This is a genomic window from Cohaesibacter gelatinilyticus, assembly GCF_900215605.1.
GTDB lineage: Bacteria > Pseudomonadota > Alphaproteobacteria > Rhizobiales > Cohaesibacteraceae > Cohaesibacter > Cohaesibacter gelatinilyticus.
Genome location: NZ_OBEL01000001.1, coordinates 1,350,242 through 1,374,593, shown reverse-complemented (window position 1 = coordinate 1,374,593; position 24,352 = coordinate 1,350,242). Strand labels below are relative to the sequence as shown.

The following is a 24,352-nucleotide window of genomic DNA, read 5'->3' as shown; positions in this document are numbered from 1 at the left end:
GGTATTCCATTCGGTTCTGGACCGGAGCATAGTTCCACATGACGGCCATTTTCTATTTTCTGTCGATCATTCTCGGTTTTCTTGGCAGTCTCATGTTGCCCACAGCGTTGATCGCAATCAGCGCCGGACATAGTGATCTTGCAGAGGAATTTCTGCTGACCGCAGGACTGACCGGCTTTTTGTCAGGTGGCGTCTTCTTTGCCTTGCGAGGGCAGGAAAAAGAACTGGTCAATGCTCAGACTTATCTTCTTTGTATTCTTGTTTGGATCGGCCTACCGTTTGTCGCTGCGTTTCCATTTGTGATTTCGGGGCAATTGTCTGGCATCAATGCCTTGTTTGAGGCAGTCTCCGGATTGACGACCACCGGAGCAAGCATGTTTCGTACATTGGAAGAAGTTCCGACCGCCATCATATTCTGGCGATCCATTCTTCAATGGTTTGGTGGTTTCCTGACACTTCTGACTTTTTTACTGATTCTGGCGCCCAATGGGGTCGGTGGGCTTCCCAATCGTCACATAGGCATGATGGAACGGGCCTTTGGAGAAGAAAGCGGGCGAACATTCTATGTAGCGCGTCAGGTTGGTGGAGCGTATGCGATCCTGACGCTGATACTTGCCTGGTTGCTCATCTTGAGCGGCATTCCTCCCTTTGAGGCTATGTGCCTTGCCTTTTCCACACTGTCGACCGGTGGTTTCATGCCGATTGATGGAACCTTGGCGAGTTATGACAATCGTTGGGCGGAGTTTCTTATTGCTTTGGGAATGATAGCTGGTGCGACCAGCATCTTTTGGCATCGCATGGCCGTTCGTGGTAAATTGCAGATGCTGACGGAACACCGGGAAAGCTACTATCTCTTTGGCCTTATGGCAGGTCTTGGTCTTCTTTATTCCGTCACCCTTTTTCGCCTCGCTGGTAGTGCTAGCGTATTGCCGCCATTGTCAGCACTGCGTCAGGGTTTCTTTACAGCGGTGTCTCTTGTTTCAACTGCCGGCTTTGAAATTCGCCATGCTGATGTGACTGTTCTTCCTGGTTTGCTGGTGGCTTGCCTTGCCCTGATAGGTGCAACACCCTTTTCAACGGCAGGTGGACTGAAACTCTATCGGATTGGCGCTATGCTTATGCAGGCAGGGCGGGAAGTCGGTCGTTTGATTTACCCGCACTCCATTCGAGGGGGACGATTTGGCAAGACGGAATATACCATTCAGTTGATGAAATCCATCTGGGCGTCGTTTCTGCTTTCCATCCTGCTGGTTATTGTCGTAGCAGTCGTGCTAAGTCACGATATCGGTCATTTTGATGGAGCTCTATTTGCGGCAATTTCCGCCTTTTCCAATATTGGACCGTTATATTCGGCAGGCTGGAATGCAACGAATGCCTGGCCGGATTATTATCAGTTATCGCTTATATCCAAGTATGCCTTGATCATAACGATGATTTTTGGCCGATTTGAAATCATAGTTTTGCTTGGGGCGATCAACATAAATTTCTGGCGCCGATAGATCGCGGCTAAAACTCTCCGCTTTCTTGTTGGTACAGGCATGTGGTCTCTTGGCAGCAATCAGATTTCAGTTAGTATGGGATGAGTACTGAATCAGTTTTTATTATTGAACATTCCAATGGTTAGTCGGGACTATCTGATTTTGTAGGTTTTGATGCCTAACCTTTGCGGCGCGCGATTTCACGCTGACTTGTGGACAATCAATGCGATATCCGAGCCTAATTGGCTATTTATGAAATCACGTCTTGGCCTTTCCGCATTTGCTGGTCAATAATGATTATCGGTTCACCTTGACACCAAACAGATAAACAATAAGGCAGGAAAAATGGCAGAACGCGCCCAGAACCTCCAAGATACTTTTCTCAACCATGTTAGAAAAACCAAAACGCCGCTGACCATTTTTCTCGTGAATGGCGTCAAGTTGCAAGGCGTTGTCACGTGGTTTGATAACTTCTGCGTCTTACTGCGCCGTGACGGACATTCCCAGCTGGTCTATAAGCACGCGATTTCGACCATCATGCCAAATGGCCCTTTATCGCTGTTTGAAGGCGGAGAAACCGCCGAGAAAGCCGATAGCTGATTGGCTGACCACGAAGAATTTGAGGGCGATAAGCCCAAGCGCCGCAATCGCCCTTTGATTGACCGAGGGGAGGTTGCGGTTTCTGCATTGGTTCTGGTTCCCATTCTCTCGCAACATCTACAAGGCAAGAAAATTGCTCAAGGGGATGGCAAGCCCATTCGCCGAAGCGATCAGGCACGTCTTGAAGAAGCGAAAGGTCTTGCTGCTGCCATCAATCTGAATGTGGTTGATGTGTTACGGGTCCCACTGACTACCATTAGACCTTCCACCCTTATTGGTAAAGGCAAGCTTGCGGAGATTGGCGATCGAATTCATGATGACAAGATAGAGCTTGTTATCATGGATTCTCCGTTGACACCTATCCAGCAACGCAATCTTGAAACAGAATGGAAGTGCAAGGTCCTTGATCGAACTGGTCTCATTCTTGAAATTTTTGGCCGTCGGGCGCAAACCAGGGAAGGACGCTTACAGGTCGAACTTGCTCATCTGAACTATCAAAAAGGCCGCCTGGTTCGTAGTTGGACTCATCTGGAGCGACAGCGTGGTGGTATTGGCTTCATGGGTGGTCCAGGCGAAACCCAGATTGAAGCAGACCGCCGGGCCTTGCAGGATAAGATCGGTCGATTGGAGCGAGATCTGGAACAAGTGCGCCGAACACGCGGGCTACATCGTTCAAACAGGCAGAAGGTACCACACCCGGTCGTCGCTCTGGTTGGCTATACAAATGCCGGAAAATCTACGCTTTTCAATCGCTTGACTGATGCGGATATTTTCGCCAAGGACTTACTTTTTGCGACTCTGGATCCAACCCTGCGGACCTTGAGCCTTCCGCATGGTCGTCAGATCATTCTGTCAGATACGGTGGGATTCATTTCCGACCTTCCGACACATTTGGTTGCGGCCTTTCGTGCTACTTTGGAGGAGGTGCTTGAGGCAGATGTCATTTTGCATGTGCGCGATATCTCCCATGAAGATACAGCTGCGCAGGCTGAAGATGTTGCCAGCGTACTGGATCATCTTGGAATCAAGATGGATGAAGATCCACGTGTGATCGAGATCTGGAACAAGATTGATCTTCTTGATGACGAGGAACGTATGTCTTTGGTTGATTTGGCGGGGCAGCAGCAGCGCTCCCTTGCTACAGAGCAAATGCAAGCGATTGCGCTGTCTGCAATTACCGGTGAAGGTGAAGAGCTGTTACTTGAAGCAGTCGAAGATAAATTGGCCGAGAAGGACAATCTACTTTCTGTTCGTCTGGATTATGCCGATGGGCAGGGACTTGCTTGGCTTTATCAGCATTGCGATGTATTGACACGAGAGGATGAAGAAGAAGGTATCAGATTGTCTCTTCGCATTCAGATGAAGTATCAAGATGAGATCCGAAATCGTTTCAGAGTCATATAGAAAATAGAAGGGGCGCAAAGCCCCTTTTTGTCAATGAAATGTCAATCTGAACTTGCAGCCGCAATCTCCACCCGACATCCTTTATCATGGAACTGCCAGTCGTTTTCTCCCGTCTGTTTTCAAGAAGGGATTGAAATCGGGTAGTCGACAGTTTGTGCATCTATCCAAGGACAGGGACACAGCTCATACAGTTGGAAGTCATCATGGCTCGCCAGTTATATTGAATGTTGCTGCAGGAAAGATGGCAAAAGACGGACAAGCATTCTATCTCTCGGACAATGGCGTCTGGCTGACCGATCGAGTGGTGCCCAACTATTTAGGTCCGTGATTTGGCGGCTTGCCAGAGTTCTTCCATTTCATCCAGACTTGCTTCGTGAAGGCTTCGACTTTTGTTCTCCAGGCTGCTCTCGACGTGCGCGAAGCGATCACGGAATTTCTGATTGGTCATTGCCAGGGCTTCATCTGGGTCAATGTGACAATGGCGTGCGAGATTGATCACAGCAAAGAGAAGATCGCCAATTTCCGATTTCATCTCTACGCTATCAAGAGAAGTGCCTGATTTTAGCAATTCAGCCAACTCGGTTCTGGATTCCTGCGTTTCTTCTTCTATTTTGTCCAGGACGAGATGTGGATCATTCCAGTCAAAGCCAACCTTGCTGGCTAGTTTTTGAAGTTTGACAGCGGCTTTCATGGATGGAAGGCCACGTGGTACATCATCCAGGAATGCTCCTGGTCCATCACCTTCAACAAGGCCTAGTGCTGTGCGGCGTTCTTGGCGTTCCTGCTTTTCTTCATTCTTGATGGCTTCCCATGCACCTTTGACAAGATCTTTACCGCGTTGCCCTGCATCTCCAAAGACATGAGGATGGCGCCTGACCATTTTCTTTGTGATGGCGTGGACGACATCTCCGAAATCGAATGCCTGTTGTTCTTTGGCCATTTGTGCATGGAAGACAACTTGCAAGAGGAGATCTCCGAGCTCTTCTCTCATATCATCCAGATCATTTCGCTCGATAGCGTCCTGCACCTCATAAGCTTCTTCAATCGTATAGGGAATGATGGAAGCAAAGGTCTGCTCTACATCCCAAGGACACCCTGTATCCTTATCCCGCAATCTGGCCATGATTTCCAACAGCATAGAAATGTCGTTCGAGGCTTCAATTTTCATATCTGATATCATGGGAGAAAGATCCATCTGGGAATTACGCAGGCGAGGGGAGCTGGATGTTAGTCGTGCTGCGGTTTGATGCCGAAACACATATCACGTTTATGACCGAAGCCTTTACGTTTGGAAACTACAAATCCGACTTCTTGTAAATTACGGCGAACCCAGCCAGCAGCGGTATAGGTGGCAAAGGTTGCTCCTTGCTGACTGGATTCCAACAGCGTCTTGAGCAGGGGCAGGGCCCAGAGATCCGGATTGGTCTTGGGATTGAAGCCGTCCAGATACCATGCTTCGATCTGGCCAGATAATTCTTTTGGTAGCGATTGCAGGCCGTCATGCGCATCGCCAATGAAGAGATACAGGTAAGCTTGTTCAAATGCGAGACAGTTCCAGCCTTGCATGAGGTTTTGCCACTGACTGATCAAAACTTCAGAGAATGGTTTAAGTTCGCTCCAAGGGGAGAGAGCTTTTGTCAGCTCATCTGCGCTCATTGGGTATTTTTCAAAGGAGCAAAATGTCAGGTATTGGTCACTTGATATCACGTCTGCGCCATCCTCTTGCGCGCAATCGGCTATGTTATCCTCATGTAACTTATTTAAAGAGATCTTTGTGGATGAGTTCTGGTGGTGCATATATGCCTGCCATGTGGCAAGAAAATTCAAGCCGGTACCAAATCCAAGCTCACCGATGATCGGGTATTTCTGTTTTTTCCATTTTTCAGGAAGTCCATTCCCTTCAATGAAGACATAGCGTGTTTCTTCCAAACCGTTCTGGCGGGAATAGTAGCTGTCGTCAAAGCGTGTGGATATGGGGGTCAAATTGTCCAGCCAGGAGAGTTCTGCCTGTTCGGCCATAGGAAATGCCTTTGCTATCAGTTAGGGTTCGGCCACTCAATCTCACGCTAAATTAAGATGGAACAAGACCAAATGCCAAGTGCAAATAGCAGCCTTTCCTCACACGCTGTCGATTGCCTGATTGTTGGTGGCGGAATCTTTGGCCTGTCAATCGCAAGAGCTCTCTTAGGGGCGGGATTTTCAGTCATGATCGTCGATCGAGCCGGTGCCGGTGAGGGGGCAAGCTTTGGTCTTCTTGGTGCGTTAATGCCACATATGCCGGCCAGATGGAATGTCAAAAAAGAATTTCAATTCAATGCATTGAAATCTCTTTCTAAAGTTAAAGCAACTCTTGAAGAAGAGGTTGATCTTCCTACCGGGTATGAGCGCTGCGGACGGATTGTACCGCTGAGCAATTCCAATCTGAAGGGTCATAGTCAGATCCGTTCGGATGAGGCTGAACGCGTCTGGCAGAAGGCAGAGACCGGATATTTTTATGAATTGCGCTGCAAGGTCGACTATGATGGATGGCTCAATCCGGATTTCGCTCCCGAAGGCTATGCCTTCGACAATCTATCCGCTCGTGCAAGTCCTCGACTTTATTGTGCGGCGGTGAAGGCAAGCGTAGTGAAACGCGGTGGCGTCATTCGAGAACATTGTGAGGTGATTGAAATAAAAGAGCAGGGGGCTGGCGTAGTGGTCACATTGGCTGATGGGTCCAATATTTCAGCTGGTCAGATGGTCTTGTCGGCAGGCTATCAATCTTTTCCCATTCTGGAAGCGATGCTGGATCGCTCCAATCTCGGTCAGGGCGTCAAAGGTCAATCTTTGCTGGTCAAAGCTGATCAGGGGCCTGGGCTACCCATCCTCTATGATCGCGGGCTTTATGTGGTGCCCCATGACCATGGTTATTGTGCAATTGGCAGCTCGTCGGAAAATGAATGGCAAGACCCATCTTCGACCGATGAGATATGTGATGAAATGTGGGAGAAGGCACAAGCTCTTTGTCCTGCGGTGCGCGGTGCCGAAGTTGTTAATCGATGGGCTGGTGTCCGTCCGAAAGCCATTAAACGCGATCCCATGATTGGTTTCCTGCCGGGTTCCAAACGAGTATTCGTTGCTACTGGTGGGTTCAAGATCTCCTACGGCATTGCACATCACATAGCACAGATTGCTATGGAACGTCTGAGCGGGCTTCCTGATAGTTTCGAGGTTCCACCGACCTTTGAGCTTTCTCATCATCTGTCAGAGACGTGATGGAACCAAGCGTTCTTCTTCTAATCAAAGCTCTCTCAGTTTTGCCGCTCCGCGGAGAAATGCGCGTTGCGAAGCACTTTGCTGCGTGCAGAGATGCCTTATTCATGCAGACGTTACAGATAGACAATTGATTCAAAGTGAAAACATATTCACCAATCGTGTGTGGACGCTATTACAAATGACGTTTGCCATCGTCGAACCAAAGTCAGAATATCTTTCTTTGATGATGGCAAGTATATAGTCGCGCAGCATGGCAGGAATGAATCCGATTGTTCGGAGGCCGACCACGTGCCTTATTGCCACCCAACCCATGTGCCATATCTCCTAATTTGCATCTGCCATAGAAGAGAGCGACATTTTAGCTTTGCGGCTACAAGATTAAGTCCTATAATCTATATTATGGAACTTTTATTCTCTATATCAATAGATATATTGGTAAACTGAGAATTGAATTATATTTCAAATACAACAAGATAATAAGATTTTTTAATGCATAATCGAGCACGCACTTTGCTTACCTTGTCCAAACACATACCAAGAATTATACGGACACTTTCTGGATGAACGTTTGATGCTAAGTGACTTTGTAGCGTCGTATGGTTAAGGAAATGCAACTGGTGTGAGATTTTTTCAAATCACTAATCGCTTGATGAACTTGTTTCACTTAGCGATCTTTTTGCGCTGTTCGGCAAATTGGGAATGATCCATCGCAGACATCCATTTAAGGTGAACCTAGCTTTCGTCAGTCATTGATGGCCGCACATGTGGACGCTTTGAAACCATAGGCGGAATACTGCATATCTAACTTAACTGGACGACCGTCAGATATCGAAGTTGATAGTCATGCCATCATAAGCAGGCTCTACATGGTCTGGCAGATATTTGAGCAATGCTTCGTAATCCAGATCGATGTGCATATGTGTGAGGATTGTGCGTTTGGGCTCAAGACGTTCTACCCAGCTCAGCACTTCATCAACACTGAAATGGCTGGGATGTGGCGTGTAGCGCAAAGCATCGACAATCCATACATCCAGATCTGAAAGTAGCTCGATGCTTTCTGGTTCCAGATCGCTGACATCGGATGAGTAAGCGATGTTGCCGCAGCGAAAGCCAAGGGAATGGATATCGCCATGGACTTGTTGGTATGGCAGCAGTTCCACATGGCCTGCCGGACCTTCGACAATGACTGGCTGGGCGTGATCGATACGATGGTCGTTCAGAATTGGTGGGTATGAGCTTCCCGGTGGTGTCTTGAAACAATACCCGAATGCTTCATGCATACGTTCCGCAGTTAGTTCGTTCGCGTACACATCGACGCGCTCACGACGATTGATCACAAAGGCACGTAAATCATCGATGCCATGCAGATGGTCAGCATGTGGATGGGTATAGACTACTCCATCAACCCAATCGACATTGGCTTGTAACATCTGATGGCGGAAATCCGGCCCGGTATCAACCAGTACTCGAGTGACTTCATCATTGGCAAAACGCTCGAACAAGGCCGAGCAGCGCTGGCGCAGATTTTTCGGATTGTTTGGGTCGCATTGACCCCAATCTCCGCCAACACGTGGAGTGCCAGGCGAGGAGCCGCAGCCGAGAATAGTCAGGCGATAATTGGACCTGGACTCAGTTGGCATATCAGCTCCCTTCCCCAATGGTTATATTTCTTGCTTTGCCTTGGAAAAGAGGCGGAAGAAATTGTCTGTTGTGATGCGGGCGATTTCTTCTTTTGAAACGCCTTTGACCTCAGCCAGAATCTCTGCGGTATGAGCAACATAAGCTGGCTCATTGCGCTTTCCACGATATGGCATTGGTGCAAGATATGGGGCATCAGTCTCGACAAGCAGACGATCCAGAGGCACATCAGCGACGATATCCCGAATTTCTTGACTGCGCTTGAAAGTGAGAATTCCGGAAAGGGAGACATAATGACCCATATCCAGAGCTTCCATTGCAAGCTTTCGACCCGATGAAAAGCAATGCAACAGTGCAGGGTAAGCCCCCTGCTCCATTCCTTCTTTCAGGATGGAAATCATATCATCATCTGCATCACGAGAATGGATGACCAATGGCAACTGTGTCATGCGTGCAGCATCGATGTGTGCGCGCAGGCCTTGAGCCTGTGCTTCACGTGGTGCGTTGTCGTAGAAATAGTCCAGACCCGCTTCACCAATGGCAACACATTTAGGATGCTCTGCCAGTTTGGCGATATCGTCCGCTTTGAAATCCAACTCTTTGTCCGCATTGTGCGGATGGGTGCCGACCGAGCAGAAGATATTATCGTAACCCTCCGCAATAGCTTTGATCTGATCAAACTTGCGGATATGTGTCGAGATGGTCACCATATGGCTGACGCCTGCCAGTTCTGCTCGGCGGACGACTTCATCCAGTTCTTCGCTCAATTCTGGAAAATCCAGATGGCAATGGCTATCTACCAGCATGATTCCAGGCTCCTATATGCCCTCAAAGTTACCGAAATCAAGCGTCTTCTTCGGTTTTCTCGACGTAGCGAGGGAAAACCGGGCTTGGTTTTTCGATTGGCGTACCAGTGGATAGGCGGCCGGCTTCACCAAGGTTGGAGAATGAGCGCTTGTTCGCTGGAATGGCCAAAAGGTCAAGAAGCTTCTCGGCGGAGTCTGGAATGAAAGGCTGCGCCAGAATTCCCACTTGTCGGATAAGCTCTGCGGTAAGATAGAGCACTGTATTCATGCGTTCAGGATCAGTCTTGCGCAGTGCCCAAGGCTCCTGAGATGCGAAATATTTATTGGCTTCGCCAACGACATCCCAAATGGCCTCCAGCGCCTTATGCAGACGCTGACGATCCATAGCCTCACGACATTTTTCCAGCATCGCATCGGCTTGTGCTAGAATAGCCTTGTCTTCATCGCTGAAATCACCAGGTGCTGGAAGCTGCTTGTCGCAGTTCTTGGCAATCATAGAGAGTGACCGGCTGGCCAGATTGCCCAGATCGTTTGCAAGATCAGCATTGGTGCGATTGACGATCGCATCGTGGCTATAATTGCCATCGTTGCCGAAAGGCACTTCGCGCATGAAGAAGAAGCGTGTCTGATCCAGGCCATACTCTTCCAGAAGCGAGAACGGATCGATCACGTTACCAACGGATTTCGACATTTTCTCACCACGGTTGAACAGGAAACCATGGGCGAAAACGCGACTTGGCAATGTCAGACCCGCGGACATCAGAAATGCTGGCCAATAGACCGTATGGAAGCGAGTAATGTCCTTGCCAATGATATGCATGGCATTCGGCCAGAAGGCCTTGAAATTGTCCGTATCTTCATTGGGATAGCCGAGAGCAGTGATATAGTTGGTCAGCGCATCGACCCATACATACATTACGTGATTGTCGGTGCCGGGAACCGGAATACCCCAATCGAATGTGGTACGAGAAATCGACAGATCGCGCAGACCACCTTTTACGAAGGAAACGACTTCGTTGCGGCGCTCTGCCGGACCAATGAAATCAGGCTTGCTTTCATACAATTCAAGTAATTTATCTTCATATTTTGACAGGCGGAAAAAGTAACTTTCCTCTTCGGTCCATTCTACCGGGCTTCCCTGAGGGCCATAGCGCACACCATCATCGCGGACCTCGGTTTCACTCTCGGCATAGAATGCCTCATCACGCACGGAATACCAGCCAGCATAGCTGTCGAGATATATATCACCAGCCTCTTCCATCTTTTTCCATATGGCTTTGCAGCTCTCATAGTGGCGAGCCTGGGTGGTACGGATGAAATCGTTGTTCGAGCAATTCAGCGCTTTGGCCATCTTCTCGAAAACCGGTGCGTTACGATCAGCCAATTCGGCCGCAGTGATGCCTTGCTTTTCGGCAGTTTGCTGCATTTTCTGGCCATGCTCATCAGTTCCGGTCAAGAAGAACACATTGAAACCGTCAAGGCGTTTGAAGCGGGCAATAGCGTCGGTCGCCATCATCTCATAGGCGTGGCCGATATGCGGAGCGCCGTTGGGATAGGAGATTGCAGTGGAGATGAAAAAATTCTTTTGATCTGCCATGTGACTCGCTTCTTTCGCAGAGGTTGGAGCGCGGATTTGGTCGGAAGGCCGCAGCTATCTTCATGCGATTGGATTGGTATGAACATTTGTTGCCATGGTTTTGGGGCAGCGAAAGGTTAGGGTCAAGCCTTTATCGCGTTAGAGATCCGAAAAGTGGCTGATAACCCACATTGGAGAGTATCCCATTGCTTCTTATGCGCGGGATGCTTCTGCCAGCATACGAACGACATTGATCGCAGTTTGCTTCTTGTCGAGATTGAAGATTTGCGTTTCTCGCAAGGTCTCTCCCACTCTCTCCCAAGCATCGGCCAAAGCCATCAAGCTTTTACTGGAAGCTGCCTCGCTTGATCTTTTCTCATGCAATTGACGAGTAAGATAGCGAAAAACAAGATCGGAGAAATGAGCAAAATTTTGATCTTTGCCTCTCTGGGCAACCAGATCACCGAAATGATGCAAACTCTCATAGTCCGGTTTGAACGGTGGAGTGAGAAGCCGCTCAAAGGCATGTACCATGATCATACCGTCTTCTGATTGTAATTCCGCAGCCTTGCGCAGAGATCCTTCGCAAATCTGGCTCATCTGCTCAACATTATCGGCTGAGACAATCTCCAGATCTGTCAATGCTTTGGAGAGCGTTGGATTTTCCAAGGGGGCAAAATGCAAACGACGACAACGTGAACGAATGGTTGGTAGCAGTCTGCCTGGTGCATGAGAAATGAGGAAAAAGACAGTTTTTACCGGTGGCTCCTCCAGAATTTTAAGCAAGGCATTGGCAGCGTTGGAGTTCAGATCATCCGCAGGGTCCACTATGCAAACACGCCAGGTATCTTCGCCAGCAGTCGAACCAAAGAAACGTACGGTTTTTCGGACTTCATCTACCGTGATTTCCGTACGGAATTTCTTTCCTTTAGGGTCGTATGGTCGTTCGATTGACAAGAGGTTCGGATGGGCACGGTTCGCTACCTGCCTTGCGGTATGGCTCTCAGGATTGATGGCAAGATCTGCTGGTTGAATGAGAGCAAAGCCGTCCCCAGTTGCCCCGCTATCAAAAATGAAACGCGCTGCGCGATACGCGAAGGTTGCTTTACCGATTCCTTTGGGACCTGTCAGGATCCAAGCATGGTGCATTTTCCCCGACTGCCAAGCATTCAGAAGAGCTTTTTCCTGCTCCTGATGGGAGAAGAAAAGCTGTTGCTGATGAGGTGGTGCCAAACCATCCAGAGCATCAAAGATTGGGGTTTCCAGATCAGGTTGGGCCATCTGTGTTAACCCTCAATACCAGTTTGGTCGGCCAACAGCTCGCGCTCAATGATGGTCCAGATGTCAAAAGCGATTTCCTCTTCGCTCTGGCTGGCATCAATGATCTTGCAGCGTTTCGGGTCGCGCTGAGCCAGTTTCAGAAAAGCCTGACGACGCTTTTCATGGACTGAGACAGTTTCTCGCTCAAAGCGATCAGCCTCTTCACCGTCTGGTCGACGCTTGTGGGCACGAGCCAGACCGATTTCCGCGCGCAAATCAAGAATGAACGTCAGATCAGGAACCATGCCATCGATGGCAAGCTTTTCAAGGCTATCGATCAGTTCTGAGGGCACATTGTCAGACTCACCTTGATAGACACGGGTGGAGTCCATAAAGCGGTCGCACAGCACCCAAGTGTCTTTCTCGAGAGCTGGGCGGATGGTGGTGTCGACATGATCGGCACGTGCGGCAGCAAAGAGGATGGCCTCTCCAGCAGGCGACATTCCCATATTTTCCGCCATTCCAGACAGGAGCACATGGCGCACTGCTTCTGCACCAGCGGAGCCACCAGGCTCTCTTGAATGGATAGTTTCAATTCCTGCGGCATTCAGGCGCTTGGACAGGAGGCGGATCTGGGTTGTTTTACCAACGCCCTCTCCGCCTTCAAAGGTGATGAATTTGCCCTTGGCCATAGCCGACTCATTGTTTGAATTGATCAGGTGCTCAGTTGTAAGCGCTTAGAGCCAGCCGAGCAACAAATGATGCAATCCATCCAACGCGCGTTGTCGCAGGGTGCCAGGACCAACGGAATGAGCTGCTACCAGCGGGGTTTCCATAACAAGTTTGCCATCTGACCAGATTTTGAGAGTGGCCAGCTCGGTCCCCTCTTCTATCGGTGCCTTGATCGGTCCCTGATAGATCACACGGCCTTTCAGCTTGCCACGTTTGGAGCGAGGCATGAAAAGACTGACCGGTTTTTCGCTAACGAGCATGACTTGCGATTGATCACCACCATGAACATTTGCAAAGGCGATCTCTTCGTCAGTCTCGTAAATGCGCTCGCTGACAAAGGCCCGAAATCCCCAATCGACGATTTTGCGAGATTCGAAGGAACGCTCCTTCTTGGATTTCATGCCACTCATGACCAGGATGAGACGTTGGTCATTGCGAAGGACGGAAGCCACTACACCATAGCCGGACGCTTTGGTGTAACCGGTTTTCAGGCCGTCAGCACCTTTTGTTTGGCCGAGTAGCGGATTACGGTTTTTCTGAGTGATCTTGTTCCAAGTATATTCAGGGATTGCGAAATATTGATAATATTCTGGATATTCCTTGATCAGGTGCTGGGTCAATTTGGCCAGATCTTGCGCAGTGACATATTGCCCTTCAGCCGGTAATCCAGTGGAATTGACAAAATGCGACCCGCCCAGGCCGAGTACCTTGGCACGATTATTCATCAATTCGGCGAACGTTTCTTCATTCCCTGCCATGCCTTCTGCGATCGCGATGCAGGCATCGTTACCAGATTGCACAATAATTCCATGAAGCAATGCGTCCAATGGAACGGATGAATTCAGTTTTGCGAACATGGTTGACCCGCCTGAAGAACTACCGCCAGTGCGCCAAGCGTGCTCGCTGATAAGGAACTCGTCCGTCAAGGATAATTCGCCATTCTTGAGTGCATGAAACACGACCTCAAGTGTCATCAGTTTTGCCAATGAGGCTGGTGGGAATGCTGTTTCTGCATCTTTGGAGAAGAGAACTGACCCGGAATCCCAATCCACCAACAGGGCCTGCTTGGCTTTTGTCTGAAAGATCTGGGCCTGAGCTGGAAAAAATGAGAGAAAGAAGGAAAGAAAAACAAATAAAAATGAAACGAGAAAAGAATGTCTGCGGGACGAATCCATAACCCAATTTCCTAAAATTCATATCGAAGACAAGTTGATTGCCAGTCTTCCTTTGATGGATTTAAATGCTTGATAAAAGGGTCTATTATTATGTTGTCCCATCTTGATCCAGCCTGTTCGCGAGGGTCAGCTTACAACGGATGAGACAAAAGGAAAAGGAGAGTGAAGCACTCTCCTTTAAAAAAGCGATAGTTCAGATGTATCATACGCATAAGCTAATCTGATTAGCTTCCTTGCATATTCAGCGGAGTCCCAAGGATTCATGCATATTGCGAATGTCATTCCATGTTACGCCCGTTTTTAATTTGGCGATGGTCAATGTCATGGAACCGTCTTCTATCATTTCCATATCAATAGCTGCCAATGCTGCAAATTCTCGAGCCAAACGCTTGGCATAGGCTGGTTTGAATGCACCGATCACTCTTGTATTGCGCTTGAGTTCGGAAATTCGACTGGCCTTATGAATTAGTGCTGATCTCAAACCACTGGACTTCATTTCAGTCGAAGAAAAGAGGTCTGCAATTGCATCATGTCCTGATGACATGCGGTTTTTGGAAAAGGACGGCGCATAATTGAGCGAAACAGGATATGCCTGTGCCAGTTTGTAAGTTGTCTTTTTTACAGCAGCTTTCGGCGGATGGTAGCCATCGCCTACCAGATCAATAGGTGCCCAACCCGCATTGGCTGGTCTGGCAAGTTGCGCAGGATTGGGTGAAACCATGGATGCCTGAAGTGTTGGCACATGAGCTAGTAGATAATTTGTTCGGCTCTTGCGCTGGCTATTTGGCGTCAAAGTGGTCTGAGTGTTCGAGGCCACCATCACTGGAGCTGCCATACGGCGCTCTTGTCCCTCTTTGGGGACAGCGCGGAAGTCATCGCCAATAGGTTGACCACGTTTACGGTATGATGCTTCCAGATAGCGACCATCCTCACCATCCATCCGCGCTTTGCCTATATATTTCACTCGAACGTTGGTGATGCCATCATTTTTAAAGGCGAGAACTTCAGCTACGCGCTTGGAAAGATCGATCACACGATTATGAGCGTAAGGGCCACGGTCATTGATGCGAACAATAACAGAGCGACCATTTTTCAGATTGGTCACACGGGCGTAACTCGGCAGAGGTAGCGTAGGATGAGCCGCGGTGAGCGTGTTCATATCGAAAATTTCGCCATTTGCGGTCAATCTGCCGTGGAAATCATCGCCGTACCATGAGGCTTTGCCGGTCTTGTTATAACCTGGCTCATGCTTTGGGCGATAGACCTTTCCAGCAACTTTGTATGGCTTGCCAATCTTGTAATGTCCCCCACCTTTGCGAAACTCGCTTCTTGATTTCGCAACACGAGCACTGGCCGACACCCCGTATTTGGGATCGAATTTGCCTTTGCCTGAAGAAGGAGCTGGACCGCCCGAGGAACATGCTGTCAAAACAGCTGCAAGCGCGCAGCCTGTAATTAGCTTCATACCCTTTTTAGCAAAGGACATATCGCTTTGATAACACATGTGGTAGCCCATTGAGGTTTTCCAATTCGCCGCTTTTGTCATGCCGACAACACTCACTACATTCATGTCGGTCGCTTCAACATGTTTTACCAAACATCAGAAACGATAGATCGCAATAGCTTTTACATTCACCTGCATCTTCTCTTATGGAAGATTTTTCAGATTATGTAAGATCTTCAGGGCCTGATGGTTGCACAACTGCAACACCTTCAGGCACATATCGGTCTCATCCGATAGTGTTCTATCAACAAAGAAATTGTTATTCATGAATCCAGATCAAATTACCAGAGAAAAATGGTTAATTCCATCAGTCATGGTAAAGGAAGTCTGAACCCTGACTTCTATTGGCGGTCAGGGTAACAGATTCTGATATTTGGTGTGCAAAATACCCCAAGGCTTTCTGGCCAAACGATGATCTCGTATCAAGCTAGAAGATGAAGGCGAAATTCATTTCTATTGCCGTCCTTTTCTGACGGAATAGGCAATCAATCCAAATAGTATCAAGCCAACGATCGCAGATAGCGCAAGTAACAAAGGAGCGGTGTTGGGTAGCACACTGTCGTAAAACTGATCGATTATATCCAGAACCGGCATGAGGATTGGTGTAAAAATGGCACTTAAAGTGTTGCCTATACTGGATAAGGCAGCCCCAAATGTTGAAAGCACAAGGTTGATCGTTTCCTCAACTATGCCACCAACCGTCATATCCTTGTTGACTGGAACATTGGACACATCTGGATATGGAATATTCAATTCAGAGAAGACTTCTGGAAAATCTTCAAACAGCCGCGCTTGTGGTGGATTATCAAGCAATAGCAAGCGCGTTTGTGACTGACTGGAAAATGTAAGACTGGCTGATTTTCCAGGTCTGATATCTGCATGTTCGTCAGAAATATAACTTTTTACCCCAACCACTCCTTCAAATACGCGAACCAGAGACCTCGTTGCCGTTGTCGATACTGTGAAGCGTGTTCCTTTTACGACAGCTGCAATAAAGGGGGTATCTACGCTGAAATGCGTATTCGGCATCTTTTCGACGATCAGATCCAGCTGTCCGCTTTTGAGTTTGATCGTGGTGTGACCAGGCTTTTGGTCATTATCTGCCGGAATGGAAAGAACTGTATTCGAACCCACTTGAATGCGCTCTTTGCCGCGCGCTAGCAGGACACGGCTTCGATCTCCGGTTTTTAACGTATTACCGGGTTTAAGCGTTGAGTTCTTCTTAAGCTGAATCTTTTCCTGATTGGATTGAAGAAGCCATGCAGAACCGCTGATTTTTCTCACTTCCCATGATAAGTCAGCCTTAGCGGAAACAGAGAGACAACAAATGAATAACAAGGCTAGAAAATTGACAAATAGCTTCTGCACTCTATCACCCGACATATGGTTGTTTTGCTTCCTATTCCCCACAGACCGGAAGCGGCTGAATTTCCTGATTGATAGCATTTCGCTTTCACCCGCACAGACAGTATGCATTTGGGGAGTAAAGGTGACGTAAATGAATCGTGTTAAATTCGATCGATACCAAATAACAAGACCAATCAGGGCTCTCTTTGCTGTTCAGCTTTCCTTCGCAGTAAGTCGGTCGGAACGAACCAAGTCTAATGGATAAACCTGACAGGAAGCTGTCACCTCTCGCATTAAATCGAGAAAATGACAAAATTTGTTTTTATTAAAAGCACGGATCTCACATCGCTCTCACAATACGGACATTTGTCTTGCCATGGCCTTACAAGTTAGCTCAGTTGCTGTACTGTGAGCATCCAGATAATAATTATGTCCGGCATCATTCAGGAGCGTATATTGCTTCGGAACAGTCGATAGCCATTCGGAGGCAGGTTTGTTTGGATCCTTATTGCCGAAAAAGACGTGATGAGGTGTTTCGATCGCTCCTTCATTTCTCAAACGGGTTGAAGATACACAGAATATGCCCGCGAAGGCATGGCCTCGCGCGGCGGCTTTCCAAAGAACTGTTCCGCCGGCGCTATAGCCTAACCCCCAATGGTCTTTTCCCCAATGTGACATGAGGTTACGTACTGCTTTGTCCATGCCGCCATCTGTGAAAAGATGATGATGTAACGCATCTCCCATGAGGTTAGGTTCCCCGCTTAACTCACATAATGTGAGTCTGGTTATTTCAGAGACCTTCGAAAGTTTGTTGGACAGGCAGTTGGATGGCATCGGTTGAGAATGGATATCTGAGATAACGCATAATTTCATGAGTGATATCTTCGAGGTGGTCTGAAAACAGGTATCGTTTCATCTAAGCAATATTAACCAGATTGGCAATGCTATGGAACCCAACAGGGTTGTTGGCTTATCAAGAGAAACTAGTTGAAATTGAACGCGTAAAATCCCTGAGCGGTGCTCTTGAAGATATCTAAATGGTATTTGCTGGGGATCAGTTCCTCATAAGCCTTTACGATCTTATCATAACTTGAACTCAGGCTATCAACCGGGAAGTTGGAGCCGAACATGCATCTGTTGGCCCCGAACTGGCCGATGCAGGCCTCGACAATCGGACGAATGCCTTGAATAGTCCAATCATGATCAAACATCCCGAGACCAGATAGTTTGCAATAGACATTTGGAAGAGCGGAGAGACACTCCATCTGTTTGGTCCAGTTCTTCAATCCCTCTTCAGACCGGTCATATGGAGATCCCGCATGACAAAGAGCGACCTTCAGGTCCGGTACTTGCGCCAGCACTTCGGCGGTTGCGTCCATATAGTCAGGCAGCAATTGCAGATCAAAACCCAAACCTAGATCTGCTGTCGCCTTCAAACCTTCGAGAAAGGAAGAATTATCCAACAATTGGCGAGTGCCGGACTGGCTATCTTCTCCTGGTGCTCGACCAATGATCTGACGCACGCCTCGCACCGAACTCATTTTCGAGAATGCTTGCAGTTGTCTCACCACGTCTTCAGTGCTGAGATCGCAGAACACCACTTGAACCAATGGCCAATCTGGATTGTCGTCTGCAACAGACTGCACCCACTTAGCCTCTTGCATGGCATCAGCGGCTCCGACCTGAATATGGACAGATGCACCTATTCCCTGGCGCTCGGCATCGGCACGAAATTCATCCAGAAGGTAATTGCGCTGAATAGAGGATGGATCTCCGAAAAAACGCGGCTTTCCCGTTTCCATAAGCCATGGATAATGAACAGCCTGCAAGTCCCACAGATGATGGTGAGCATCAATACTCATTTCAGTATCCTCCGGCTTTCGCTGACGTCAGGTTTCTTTCAGGCAGACCTCTCAAATGCTTCAGACGTTTGAAGACATCAAAACCCATTTGCTTCAGCATATGGATGACATCTATTGGAACCCAATTCTCGCAAATCTTGCCGTTTTCTATGCGATAGAAATCCATGACACGCATATCGATGATTTTGCCAGTCGCCGGCATGCCCAACCATTCACCGGTATGGGTACCAACAACAGATGGCCAACCACCCGTCACAACATAGTTTCCGTCACCAATTCGGATATAGTGCCCTGCCCCTTTTCGGTCAGGAAAACCAGTGAGAAATGGAATTTGATGGTGAGCTCTGAAGCCAGACATTGCTCTGGTGCTACCAATACCGGATGGGCCATACCACATGAAGTGTTCGTCCCAGAATTTCGAATGCTTCATGCTGTCCAGATCCACTCCATCAAATGACAGCAATGCCGCATGCATGCCCATCACGACATCAAAAGCCTGATCTCCGGCTTTCTCATCACAAATCTCAGGCCTCACGCCATCCATACTGGCAGGCGTTGGCCAAACATGTTCCGCTCCCAATGAAGCCGGGATCGGCCAAACACCAGCCTGTCGCATCAAATCCAGAAAATCCAGCATGACATAGGAATGCTCGATCAATCCATCCTTGATGTGATGTACCTCGCAGAAGCGTAAATGGACAACACCATGAGTGGCAGGAATATGAAGCAGATCCTTTTCGAATGTGCCTTGATAAGTCCCAAGACTTGCAATGAGCAAACGATCGGTAAACCCATCCGGCATACGAACATCTGGTTTGCTATGACCTGCAACAAATATGCTATCACGCCTCTCCATGTCTGGAATTGCGTTCGTTATTGTCTTCCAAACATCAACAATTGCCGAATGCCCTTTGATTTCATTGAAGGGATGCGACCCAAACCAATCTGCATTCTCGTGATAAAGGTTTGCCGGATCGCCATCCTTGGCAAATTGCTTCAGTTTTTTGAAGAATGTGCTTTTGGCCTCTGAAGGTGTCATTGTATTCTTTTCCGATAATCTAGAGATTGGCCGCTTCTTTGATCAAATCCACTCCCATCTGAGAGAAGAGATCGACATAATCAAGGCAGACCCAGTTTTCGGCGATTTTGCCCGTATGACAGCGATAAAAATCCATAACGCGCAAAGTCAGTGGTTTATTGGTGGCCTTGATGCCAAGATAATCTCCCTTATGCGTCATGGTCATGGAGGGCCATCCGCTGACAGCCGCGTAATTGCCATCACCAATCCGGCAGTAGTGGTCGCCGCCCTTCCTGTCCGGAAAGGCTGTCAAGAATGGCGCCCGGTGGTCTTGATGAAACCCTTCCCAGCGGAAGTTAGAACCAATTCCACCCGGTCCATACCAGAGCATGTCATCATGCCAGTAGCCATCATCGCCGGTTTGGCCTTTTGATGTGAATGTATCGGGATTGAAGACATGCAGATCGCCTAGCATGGCTTCGACGACGTTAAGCGAACTCTCGCTCAACTCTGAAGCCATGGGCAAGACACCATCATGGGTCGCCGGACCTGGAAACAGCATTTCCGTGCCAAGTTTGGAAGGCAACGGAAAACGACCTGCCTGACGCATCAGATCAAGAAAATCGATGATCAGCTTGGCTTCGACAATCTTACCATTTTCAACCCGGTAGAATTCTCCAGAACGCAAAAAGACAAGATGATTGCTCGGCTTCACCCCCCATAATGACCGATTAAAATTGCCTACATAATGGGTCAAACAGGAAATCCAGTAGCCACCATTGGAGCGTCTATTGTCTCCACCGATAAAGATTTCATCGCGCCGATGAACGTGAGACAGCGCATTTTTCAACGGTTGGAAAAATTTTTCACTGATTTCTTCATGGCTTGTAAATTGACCGACCGGCGCTGAAATATCAAAAACGCAAGATCTGGAAAAATACTTATTTATCAATGCTTTTTCTTGCCCATCCGAAGCTGAAAAAAGATCCATTAGGCCTTGGCGAATGAATGCACGTTGATCGGTCATGAAGTCTGCTTTCTGAAATTTTTGCATACGTCTGCAAAATTGACCTTGCCAAATTGCCACGGCTGAGTCTAGAGTTTTTGCATTCGTATGCAAAATGCCTTGGATAATGATTTCTGGGAGGACCAATGGCTGAAATCAGATTGCGCGACGTCACAAAACGTTGGGGATCCTTTGTAGGGGTTCACAACTTTGACCTCACCATTGCAGACAAGGAGTTCCTTGTGCTTCTCGGTCCTTCCGGCTGTGGCAAAACCACCACAATGCGGATGATTGCAGGACTGGAAGACGCCAGCGAAGGAGAGATCCTGATTGATGGCGAGCAGGTCAATGACAAGGAACCAAAGGATAGAGAAGTGGCAATGGTGTTCCAGAGCTATGCCCTCTATCCCAACATGAATGTCTATGAGAATATTCGCTTTCCCCTGAAGGTTCGTGGCATTGATCCAGCATCACATCACGAACGGGTCATGCAAGCTGCTGCGCGTGTGGAACTGAATGAGTTTCTGGATCGCAAACCCGCTGCTCTATCGGGTGGTCAGAGACAGCGTGTTGCATTGGCACGCGCCATTGTGCGCAAGCCCAAAGTTTTCCTTATGGATGAGCCACTGTCCAACCTCGATGCGAAATTGCGGGTGTCCACTCGGGCTCAGATCAAGAACCTGACCCATGATCTGGAAGCAACCACCATCTATGTGACCCATGACCAGATCGAAGCCATGACATTGGCCGACCGGGTTGTGGTGATGAAGGGTGGTGTCATCCAGCAAGTCGGTAGCCCCACGGAGATTTACGACAACCCGGCAAACACTTTCGTTGCCAGTTTCATCGGCTCCCCGGCCATGAACCTGATGGAAGGCGAAATTCAGAACGGAACCTTCCGCGCCGAGAATGTCGAGATATCCGGACTTTCAGCACCGGATGGTAAAGTCACACTTGGCTTTCGCGCAGAAGATGCCAGCACGGTAGATTCAGACGGCGAGGTGAATGCCCCTATCTATACGCTCGAACTGCTTGGCGATGCCACCATGGTCACAGTTCGCATTGGTGGACAGTTGGTCGCGGTGAAAGCGGACAAGTCCTATCGAGCCGAAATTGGTGAGCAAGTCTCACTGAAAATTCCGGCAAAAGATTGTCACTTATTCGATGCGCAAACAGGCGCACGTCTTGAAGCCTAAGGCTTCATCCTTTTTCGACTATTCGGACTATTCGGACTATTCGGGTGCAGATTTCATTATGTGCTCAAAAACTTTGGGAGGAGTTTAGATGAATTTGAAGCAATTAGCCCTGGCAAGTGTATTTGCACTGGCAGCAGCAACCACCAGTGCCAACGCAGCGTGTGAAATTGGTGCTCGGGTGAGCATTATTGGCAATGAGTTCCCTGCCATTCAGACCGTTGGTGCAGGAGCCGCTGAATGCAAAGGCGCCGAGGTGAAAAAGAACCTCACCGCCGATCACAAGAATATTCAGGTTCCCGGTATGCAGGGTAATCCAGCAGAATATACCTCTGCCATCATCGCCAACAGCACGATTGTTGCCTTGATGAATGAAGACCTGATCCGTCCTCTGGATGGTCTTGTCGCAAAATATGGCAAAGATCTTCAGCCGTCTCAGCTCATAAAGATTGATGGCAAAGTAATGGCTGTTGCTTTCATGGCGAATGCTCAGCACCTGATGTATCGCAAGGATGTGCTTGCAGATCTTGGCCTTGAGGTTCCAAAGACCTATGAAGACATGCTGGCCGCAGCGAAAGTCATTCGCGAAAAAGGCGTCATGAAAAACCCAATCGGTGGTGCTTATGCTGCTGGCTGGAACCTCGCTCAGGAATTCAACAACATGTTCCTGGGCTATGGTGGCTCACACTTCAAAAAAGGCAGTGCCGAACCCAATGTGAACACTGAAGCCGGTGTCAAGGCGCTGACCATGATGAAGGCACTGACCGAATACATGAACCCGGATTATCTGACCCATGATTCCAACGCTACCAATGCCGAATATCGAGCGGGCAATGTGGCCTTGCTGAACATGTGGGGCAGCCGTGCAGCCACTCAGACCACGACTGATGGTGTGACGGATGCTGTGAAGAAAGGCCATGCGATTGCCGGCCCAATGACCGTTGGAGGTGGTTCCATTCCCGCCTCAACTCTTTGGTGGGATGGCTGGACCATTGCCAAAAACATCTCTGATGCAGAAGCAGAATCTACTTTCATTGCCATGATGAATGGTATTCGTCCAGAGCTCATGAATGACACGGAAGTGGCTAAACAGGCTGTTTGGTTGATCAAGGGCTATGAGCCGTCTGAGACAGCGACAGGTGTCTTCGATGCCGCCAAGGCCGGCACAGTTTCCTATCCGATGGTGCCCTACATGGGCCTGATGCATACTGCTTTGGGTGGCGAACTGGCTGATTTCCTGCAGGGCAAAGAAAGCGCCGAGCAGACCTTGAAAGATGTCGAGGCAGCCTACACTGCAGCCGCCAAGGAAAAGGGCTTCCTGAACTAGAAGCCATCAATTGAAAAGCAATAGCGCTTTTCAAGTCCGGACGGACTTTCATCTAGACTAGTCCTCGTTGGGCGGGGAACTCACCCCCTTCTCCGCCCAAAACCAGCTCTACATGGCTTTTCCAACAGGGTTTTGATCGATGCGACATCGTACATTCTTCTGGTTCTTTTTCCCAACGGCGGCGGCGATGCTTTTGTTCATCGCAATGCCAATCGTTTCTGTGTTTCTGCAGTCGATTTTTGCACCTCATGAGGCTGTTCTGGTTGAAGTTGAGAGTTGCACGCCATTGGTCGGTTGCACTACGGAGACACAAGTTGATCATGATGCCACCGCAGAACTGCGTTCCAATCAGCCTTTGGGTCGCTTTGTAGGGCTCGATATCTATCTCGACCGTGGCCATCTTGCCGTCAATGAAATCGCTACTGCCTGGCAAGCAACCGACAGTATGGGTGATTTCATTTCGAAAGTTCATAATTTGCCGCTTTATCGTGCACTGAGCTTTACCCTGACTTTCACCTTTCTGGTCACTCCATTGCTCATCATCTTTGGATTGATGATTGCCTTGGCAGTCAATTCCCTACACCGGCATCTCAAGGGGCTGATGATCTTCTTCTCCCTGTTGCCGATGATCGTCACTCCGTTGATCGGCTCTCTGATCCTGTTCTGGATGGTAGATAGCCGTGGTGTTGTAGGATCTGCTTTGGTGGCACTTGCTGGTGACCCTGACTTTTCCATGAAGGCTTCGACTGGCCTGACCTGGGTCATGCTGATCATCTATGGCGTCTGGCACGCAGCTCCCTTCGCTTTTGTCGTTTTTTATGCAGGTCTTCAGACCCTGCCGCAGGACCAGATTGAAAGCGCCATGATTGATGGTGCCACCCGTTGGCAGCGCGTGAAATATGTCGTCATCCCTCACCTGATGCCACTGGTTACGTTCGTAGCTCTGATCCAGCTGATGGATAATTTCCGGATATTCGAACCAATCGTCGGCTTCAATGCCTCGGCCCATGCAACAAGCTTGAGCTGGATCATCTTCAATGATCTGGGTGGCGAAACACGTCAGCTGTCTGCAGCTTCTGCTTCCTCCGTTTTGACCATCCTCGGTGTGGCCATTCTTTTGACGCCGGTGCTTATCCGCACCTGGCGTGACTTTAACGCGAAGAGCTAAGAT

The 24,352-nt window shown here is 48.7% G+C and carries 22 protein-coding genes; 8 read left to right on the top strand and 14 right to left on the bottom strand.

Going from position 1 to position 24,352, the window contains the following annotated elements; genetic code table 11:
• The first annotated feature begins 38 nt into the window (after positions 1-38).
• The 4 genes from CRO57_RS06165 to CRO57_RS06150 all read left to right on the top strand — a co-directional run bounded on the left by CRO57_RS06165 (position 39) and on the right by CRO57_RS06150 (position 3,810).
• Positions 39-1,499, top strand: a complete 1,461-nt coding sequence (locus CRO57_RS06165) for a TrkH family potassium uptake protein (RefSeq protein ID WP_097152439.1) — start codon at positions 39-41, stop codon at positions 1,497-1,499.
• Between the two features lie 324 nt (positions 1,500-1,823).
• Complete coding sequence (gene hfq, locus CRO57_RS06160; RefSeq protein ID WP_097152438.1) at positions 1,824-2,078, top strand: RNA chaperone Hfq; 255 nt, start codon at positions 1,824-1,826, stop codon at positions 2,076-2,078.
• Positions 2,079-3,482, top strand: coding sequence for a GTPase HflX (gene hflX, locus CRO57_RS06155; RefSeq protein WP_425291267.1), 1,404 nt, complete (start codon positions 2,079-2,081; stop codon positions 3,480-3,482).
• Positions 3,483-3,534: 52 nt separating this feature from the next.
• Entirely contained in the window at positions 3,535-3,810 is a 276-nt protein-coding gene (locus CRO57_RS06150; protein WP_244580021.1) for an RNA 2'-phosphotransferase, read from the top strand.
• On the opposite strand, the gene mazG is transcribed toward CRO57_RS06150, so the two are convergent.
• Positions 3,799-4,644: a nucleoside triphosphate pyrophosphohydrolase gene (gene mazG / locus CRO57_RS06145; protein ID WP_097153240.1), complete on the bottom strand. Its 846-nt coding sequence runs from the start codon at positions 4,642-4,644 to the stop codon at positions 3,799-3,801. The two genes, CRO57_RS06150 and mazG, sit on opposite strands and share 12 nt — an antisense overlap.
• A gap of 65 nt (positions 4,645-4,709) precedes the next feature.
• Entirely contained in the window at positions 4,710-5,501 is a 792-nt protein-coding gene (gene mnmC2 / locus CRO57_RS06140) for a tRNA (5-methylaminomethyl-2-thiouridine)(34)-methyltransferase MnmC2 (protein ID WP_097152436.1), read from the bottom strand.
• Positions 5,502-5,573: 72 nt separating this feature from the next.
• On the opposite strand from mnmC2, the gene CRO57_RS06135 reads away from it, so the two are divergent.
• Positions 5,574-6,737, top strand: coding sequence for an NAD(P)/FAD-dependent oxidoreductase (locus CRO57_RS06135; protein ID WP_170955969.1), 1,164 nt, complete (start codon positions 5,574-5,576; stop codon positions 6,735-6,737).
• A gap of 821 nt (positions 6,738-7,558) precedes the next feature.
• Here CRO57_RS06135 and CRO57_RS06125 read toward each other — a convergent pair.
• The 12 genes from CRO57_RS06125 to CRO57_RS06070 all read right to left on the bottom strand — a co-directional run bounded on the left by CRO57_RS06125 (position 7,559) and on the right by CRO57_RS06070 (position 20,682).
• The gene (locus CRO57_RS06125) at positions 7,559-8,377 is read right to left on the bottom strand and encodes an MBL fold metallo-hydrolase (protein WP_097152433.1); all 819 of its coding nucleotides are present in this window, start codon (positions 8,375-8,377) and stop codon (positions 7,559-7,561) included.
• Positions 8,378-8,398: 21 nt separating this feature from the next.
• Entirely contained in the window at positions 8,399-9,181 is a 783-nt protein-coding gene (locus tag CRO57_RS06120; protein WP_097152432.1) for a TatD family hydrolase, read from the bottom strand.
• A 37-nt stretch (positions 9,182-9,218) separates the two neighbouring features.
• A complete protein-coding gene (metG, locus tag CRO57_RS06115) occupies positions 9,219-10,778 on the bottom strand; it encodes a methionine--tRNA ligase (RefSeq protein ID WP_097152431.1) in 1,560 nt (519 codons plus the stop codon).
• Positions 10,779-10,970: 192 nt separating this feature from the next.
• The gene (locus tag CRO57_RS06110) at positions 10,971-12,038 is read right to left on the bottom strand and encodes a DNA polymerase III subunit delta' (RefSeq protein ID WP_097152430.1); all 1,068 of its coding nucleotides are present in this window, start codon (positions 12,036-12,038) and stop codon (positions 10,971-10,973) included.
• Positions 12,039-12,043: 5 nt separating this feature from the next.
• A complete protein-coding gene (gene tmk, locus CRO57_RS06105) occupies positions 12,044-12,709 on the bottom strand; it encodes a dTMP kinase (protein WP_097152429.1) in 666 nt (221 codons plus the stop codon).
• Positions 12,710-12,754: 45 nt separating this feature from the next.
• The gene (locus tag CRO57_RS06100; RefSeq protein WP_097152428.1) at positions 12,755-13,924 is read right to left on the bottom strand and encodes a D-alanyl-D-alanine carboxypeptidase family protein; all 1,170 of its coding nucleotides are present in this window, start codon (positions 13,922-13,924) and stop codon (positions 12,755-12,757) included.
• A 241-nt stretch (positions 13,925-14,165) separates the two neighbouring features.
• The gene (locus CRO57_RS25230; RefSeq protein ID WP_280176166.1) at positions 14,166-15,494 is read right to left on the bottom strand and encodes a septal ring lytic transglycosylase RlpA family protein; all 1,329 of its coding nucleotides are present in this window, start codon (positions 15,492-15,494) and stop codon (positions 14,166-14,168) included.
• Positions 15,495-15,881: 387 nt separating this feature from the next.
• Positions 15,882-16,811, bottom strand: coding sequence for a FecR family protein (locus tag CRO57_RS06090; protein ID WP_210200768.1), 930 nt, complete (start codon positions 16,809-16,811; stop codon positions 15,882-15,884).
• 315 nt (positions 16,812-17,126) lie between these two features.
• The gene (locus tag CRO57_RS06085) at positions 17,127-17,519 is read right to left on the bottom strand and encodes a dienelactone hydrolase family protein (protein ID WP_141401195.1); all 393 of its coding nucleotides are present in this window, start codon (positions 17,517-17,519) and stop codon (positions 17,127-17,129) included.
• Positions 17,520-17,758: 239 nt separating this feature from the next.
• Positions 17,759-18,637, bottom strand: coding sequence for an amidohydrolase family protein (locus CRO57_RS06080; protein WP_097152425.1), 879 nt, complete (start codon positions 18,635-18,637; stop codon positions 17,759-17,761).
• A 1-nt stretch (position 18,638) separates the two neighbouring features.
• Positions 18,639-19,676, bottom strand: a complete 1,038-nt coding sequence (locus CRO57_RS06075) for an ester cyclase (RefSeq protein ID WP_097152424.1) — start codon at positions 19,674-19,676, stop codon at positions 18,639-18,641.
• Between the two features lie 19 nt (positions 19,677-19,695).
• Positions 19,696-20,682, bottom strand: a complete 987-nt coding sequence (locus tag CRO57_RS06070; RefSeq protein ID WP_097153238.1) for a nuclear transport factor 2 family protein — start codon at positions 20,680-20,682, stop codon at positions 19,696-19,698.
• A gap of 125 nt (positions 20,683-20,807) precedes the next feature.
• Here CRO57_RS06070 and CRO57_RS06065 point away from each other — a divergent pair, with 125 nt between their 5' ends.
• The 3 genes from CRO57_RS06065 (at position 20,808) to CRO57_RS06055 (ending at position 24,349) form a co-directional block, all read left to right on the top strand.
• Positions 20,808-21,857 carry an ABC transporter ATP-binding protein gene (locus CRO57_RS06065; protein WP_097152423.1) on the top strand — a complete coding sequence of 350 codons (1,050 nt, stop codon included), beginning with the start codon at positions 20,808-20,810 and terminating at the stop codon, positions 21,855-21,857.
• 88 nt (positions 21,858-21,945) lie between these two features.
• Positions 21,946-23,181, top strand: a complete 1,236-nt coding sequence (locus CRO57_RS06060; RefSeq protein WP_097152422.1) for an ABC transporter substrate-binding protein — start codon at positions 21,946-21,948, stop codon at positions 23,179-23,181.
• A gap of 139 nt (positions 23,182-23,320) precedes the next feature.
• A complete protein-coding gene (locus CRO57_RS06055; RefSeq protein WP_097152421.1) occupies positions 23,321-24,349 on the top strand; it encodes a carbohydrate ABC transporter permease in 1,029 nt (342 codons plus the stop codon).
• The last annotated feature ends 3 nt before the right edge of the window (positions 24,350-24,352 follow it).

Excerpts from the sequence above, each read along its gene's own strand:
- CRO57_RS06165 (WP_097152439.1), top strand. The coding sequence starts at position 39 with ATGACGGCCATTTTCTATTTTCTGTCGATCATTCTCGGTTTTCTTGGC.
- hfq (WP_097152438.1), top strand. The coding sequence starts at position 1,824 with ATGGCAGAACGCGCCCAGAACCTCCAAGATACTTTTCTCAACCATGTT.
- mnmC2 (WP_097152436.1), bottom strand. The coding sequence starts at position 5,501 with ATGGCCGAACAGGCAGAACTCTCCTGGCTGGACAATTTGACCCCCATA.
- CRO57_RS06135 (WP_170955969.1), top strand. The coding sequence starts at position 5,574 with ATGCCAAGTGCAAATAGCAGCCTTTCCTCACACGCTGTCGATTGCCTG.
- CRO57_RS06125 (WP_097152433.1), bottom strand. The coding sequence starts at position 8,377 with ATGCCAACTGAGTCCAGGTCCAATTATCGCCTGACTATTCTCGGCTGC.
- CRO57_RS06120 (WP_097152432.1), bottom strand. The coding sequence starts at position 9,181 with ATGCTGGTAGATAGCCATTGCCATCTGGATTTTCCAGAATTGAGCGAA.
- metG (WP_097152431.1), bottom strand. The coding sequence starts at position 10,778 with ATGGCAGATCAAAAGAATTTTTTCATCTCCACTGCAATCTCCTATCCC.
- CRO57_RS06110 (WP_097152430.1), bottom strand. The coding sequence starts at position 12,038 with ATGGCCCAACCTGATCTGGAAACCCCAATCTTTGATGCTCTGGATGGT.
- tmk (WP_097152429.1), bottom strand. The coding sequence starts at position 12,709 with ATGGCCAAGGGCAAATTCATCACCTTTGAAGGCGGAGAGGGCGTTGGT.
- CRO57_RS06100 (WP_097152428.1), bottom strand. The coding sequence starts at position 13,924 with ATGGATTCGTCCCGCAGACATTCTTTTCTCGTTTCATTTTTATTTGTT.
- CRO57_RS25230 (WP_280176166.1), bottom strand. The coding sequence starts at position 15,494 with ATGAATGTAGTGAGTGTTGTCGGCATGACAAAAGCGGCGAATTGGAAA.
- CRO57_RS06090 (WP_210200768.1), bottom strand. The coding sequence starts at position 16,811 with ATGTCGGGTGATAGAGTGCAGAAGCTATTTGTCAATTTTCTAGCCTTG.
- CRO57_RS06085 (WP_141401195.1), bottom strand. The coding sequence starts at position 17,519 with ATGGGAGATGCGTTACATCATCATCTTTTCACAGATGGCGGCATGGAC.
- CRO57_RS06080 (WP_097152425.1), bottom strand. The coding sequence starts at position 18,637 with ATGAGTATTGATGCTCACCATCATCTGTGGGACTTGCAGGCTGTTCAT.
- CRO57_RS06075 (WP_097152424.1), bottom strand. The coding sequence starts at position 19,676 with ATGACACCTTCAGAGGCCAAAAGCACATTCTTCAAAAAACTGAAGCAA.
- CRO57_RS06070 (WP_097153238.1), bottom strand. The coding sequence starts at position 20,682 with ATGACCGATCAACGTGCATTCATTCGCCAAGGCCTAATGGATCTTTTT.
- CRO57_RS06065 (WP_097152423.1), top strand. The coding sequence starts at position 20,808 with ATGGCTGAAATCAGATTGCGCGACGTCACAAAACGTTGGGGATCCTTT.
- CRO57_RS06060 (WP_097152422.1), top strand. The coding sequence starts at position 21,946 with ATGAATTTGAAGCAATTAGCCCTGGCAAGTGTATTTGCACTGGCAGCA.
- CRO57_RS06055 (WP_097152421.1), top strand. The coding sequence starts at position 23,321 with ATGCGACATCGTACATTCTTCTGGTTCTTTTTCCCAACGGCGGCGGCG.